The following is a 3,317-nucleotide window of genomic DNA, read 5'->3' as shown; positions in this document are numbered from 1 at the left end:
CATACATGTCAGCGGCCCTATGTTGGAGCGCTTGAAACGACCCGATCGGTACCCCGAACTGGTAGCGCTGCTTAAGGTGTTCCAGAACCATGTCGACTATGCGCTGACACGCGCCAACGATTGTGATCGCCATTCCGGTCAGCGCAATGTGCCATGCCCGCTCGGTGTCTGATGCGATCCGATTCTCATTGCCGACATGCACTTCGTTAAAGCGAAGGTCCGCGAGGTGCAGCACGGGATCGATTGCTGCGACCCGACGAGATATCACGGCTTTCGCCTCGACAACGAACACACCGGCGGGAGTCACCACGGCGAGTCGGTCTGCACGGTCCGCGTCGAGGACGTAACGAGCTTCACCTTCGAGAACCCAACCGCCGCGATTTCTGCATGTCGTGACACCGCTGTACACCGCGGCACCGGCGCCATCCTGCGCGACCCGATCACCAACCAAGGGTGCGAACTGGGTCATTGTCGCCAAGAAGGGCGTCGGGTCACTCGCGCGCCCGAGTTCTTCGAGCAGGAGCGTGAGCTCGACAAAGCTTTCAGCGCTGCTGAGTTCCGTCCAGCCTTGCTCGATGCACCACTCCCACAGCGGGTCGGCGTCGGCGCGGCCCTCCGCGATCGCACGGACAAGGGACGGTGGGCACTGCTTCGTCAGCGCCCCCCGGACCGTTTCGCGCCAAAGGCGCTGGTCATGGTCTAGCTCAAGAAGCAACTGGGTCCCATCTTGTCCGTGACTGTCCGGTGAGAATACCGTTCTCGTATTGCGCAAGTCTAGGTTGACCGATCTTGACAATCAAGATGTGCAGCGTACAACATCGTGAGTTAGCGACACGTGGCAATGACGACGCCGGGAAGAAGGAACCGCCATCCAAACACGCAGCCGACAAGTCGGATGCGTCCCCGTTCACCGTTCGTGGTGAGGGGCAACGCAGCCCATTCCGTCGGTTCGAACCACCCCGCGGGACCTAACTGCAGCGCGGACGGCACGTTGTTTGGCCGCGCCGTCGACGACGACTATCGCCGAGCAGGAGCACACACAATGGACAAGAAGTCGACCACAACAGGTCCCACGTCGTCGAAAGTCGAGCTGGATCTGTCCGACGTCGACCACCGGGTCGGCAAGCCCGTCGGCGGCGGCCAGTTGTGGGATCCCTGTACCTCCTCCGACATTCGTCGCTGGGTGATGGCGATGGACTATCCGAATCCGATCCACTGGGATGAAGAATTCGCACGGGCGTCCAAGTTCGGGGGCATCATTGCGCCGCAGTCGATCGCGGTTGCCCTCGACTACGGGCACGGGGCCGGACCCGCGTGCGTAGGACACATTCCGAACAGTCACCTGATCTTCGGAGGCGAGGAATGGTGGTTCTATGGATGCCCCGTCCGGCCGGGCGACCAACTTTTCCAAGAACGACGGTTCCACGACTACAAGGTTGTGGAGACGAAATTCGCCGGACCCACGATGTTTTCGCGCGGCGACACCACCCATACCAACCAGAACGGCGTCCTAGTAGCCCGCGAACGATCGACCGGGATCCGCTATCTCTATGAAGAGGCCAGGAAACGCGGGATGTTCGAAAGCCAGCTCGGCGACATCAAGCGATGGACACAGCTCGAACTGGAAGAAGTCGAAAGACTGCGCCGAGACTGGCTGGAATCGAACCGGATGGGCATCTCGCCGCACTTTGACGAGGTGAAGGTGGGTGACACGCTACCGCGGCGTGTGATCGGTCCGCACAGCATCGCTAGCTTCACCACCGAATACCGAGCCTTCCTCTTCAATATCTGGGGCGCATTCCGGTGGGTGGCACCTGACGACGTCGACGAGCCGTGGGTCTATCAGGATCCTGGTTTTGGCAAGGATTTTGCGTTCGACGAGGAAGACGCGAAGGTCGATCCCCGCAAGCGCGATGGTCTCTATCTGGGTCCGTCACGTGGACATATCGACGCCGACCGGGCCACCGAGGTCGGAATGGCGCGTGCCTATGGCTACGGCGCAACGATGGGCGCCTGGTGCACCGACTATCTCGCCTACTGGGCCGGCAATGACGGAATGGTCCGGCACAGCAAGGCCGACTTCCGCGGAACAGCGTTCGAGGGCGACGTCACGTACTTCGACGCCGAGGTCGTCGGCAAGGAAGCGGAGTCCGCGTGGGGGGTGCCACTTGTCCAGGTCAAGCTGCGCCTCAGCAACCAGAATGACGAGGAACTCGTTGCCTGCACGGCTGAAGTCGAGCTACCGGTGTAGCGAGGCCCGTACTCCATGAATTCTGTTGCGGTGAAATCACTTTCGATCGCGCATGGCCCGCCATTGAGCGAAGAGCCTGGACTTGGCGCGCTCACGCTCCCGGGCTTTCTGCGCGATGTGGCGTCGACCTACAGCGACCGACAAGCACTCGTCTTGCGCACTGCCGAAGGCGAAATACGTTGGAGTTACTCCGAGCTGTGGGAGAGAGCGGTCGAAGTGGCATGCGCGTTGCGTGCCTGTGGCGTTGACAAAGACACTCGGGTCGGGGTCTTGATGACCAACCGTCCCGAGTGGATTTCGGCTGTCTTCGGCGTCTCGCTCGCCGGTGGGGTGGCCGTGACACTTAGCACGTTCTCGACCGCGTCGGAGCTCGGATACTTCCTCAAGTCGTCAAGTGCAGCGATGCTGCTGTTTGAACGCAGTGTGCTGAAGACAGACTTTGCAAAGGTCTTGTCCGAGCTTGAGCCCGCGATTTGCACGATGGCTCCAGGAGCGCTGCAGTCCGAAAGGTTCCCATTCCTCCGTCATCTCGCAACGGTCGGAGAAGCGCCGCCCGGCGTCGACTCATGGGACTCTTTCCTAGCCCGTGGTCACGGCGTACCACGCGAATTGATAGAGGGGACCGCTGAAGCCGTGCGCCCGAGTGATGCGGCGGCGGTGTTCTTCTCGTCAGGATCCACACGCAAACCCAAGGGCATCATGAGCTCCCACCGGGGCGTAGCCGTCCAAATGTGGCGCTTCAGAAGGATGTGCGGGTTCAGCCCCGACGACAACATCCGTTGCTGGTCGGCGAACGGCTTCTTCTGGTCCGGCAATTTCGTAATGTCACTTGGCGCCACGCTCGCCGCCGGCGGGTCGCTGGTGCTGCAACCAACCTTTGACGCCGCCGATGCGCTTGAACTGATGGTCGCGGAGCACGTGAACTACCCGTTTGCCTGGCCACATCAATGGGCGCAAATCGAAGGCTTACCCAACTGGCTCCAGGTGGACTTGAGCAGAATGCGGTTCGCCGACTTAAAGACGCCGATCGCCCGTCATCCGACGGTCTCCGCCGAACTGTCCTTTC

General features: G+C 61.2%; 3 protein-coding genes. 2 read left to right on the top strand and 1 reads right to left on the bottom strand.

The annotated features are described in order from the left end of the window. Window positions 1–715: acyl-CoA dehydrogenase family protein (locus WB785_RS05835; protein WP_424077805.1), on the bottom strand; the 715-nt coding region annotated here is incomplete at its 3' end. Between the two features lie 327 nt (window positions 716–1,042). On the opposite strand from WB785_RS05835, the gene WB785_RS05830 reads away from it, so the two are divergent. Beyond that, entirely contained in the window at window positions 1,043–2,251 is a 1,209-nt protein-coding gene (locus tag WB785_RS05830) for an FAS1-like dehydratase domain-containing protein (protein ID WP_424077804.1), read from the top strand. 15 nt (window positions 2,252–2,266) lie between these two features. Continuing rightward, window positions 2,267–3,317 (top strand): AMP-binding protein (locus tag WB785_RS05825; RefSeq protein WP_424077803.1); only part of this gene is annotated, 1,051 nt, incomplete at its 3' end.

The sequence above is a fragment of the Mycobacterium sp. genome (assembly GCF_049585075.1).
GTDB lineage: Bacteria > Actinomycetota > Actinomycetes > Mycobacteriales > Mycobacteriaceae > Mycobacterium.
This window is presented reverse-complemented; position numbering and strand designations above follow the sequence as displayed.

Coding starts and splice junctions, on each gene's coding strand:
- WB785_RS05830 (WP_424077804.1), top strand. CDS start 1,043: ATGGACAAGAAGTCGACCACAACAGGTCCCACGTCGTCGAAAGTCGAG.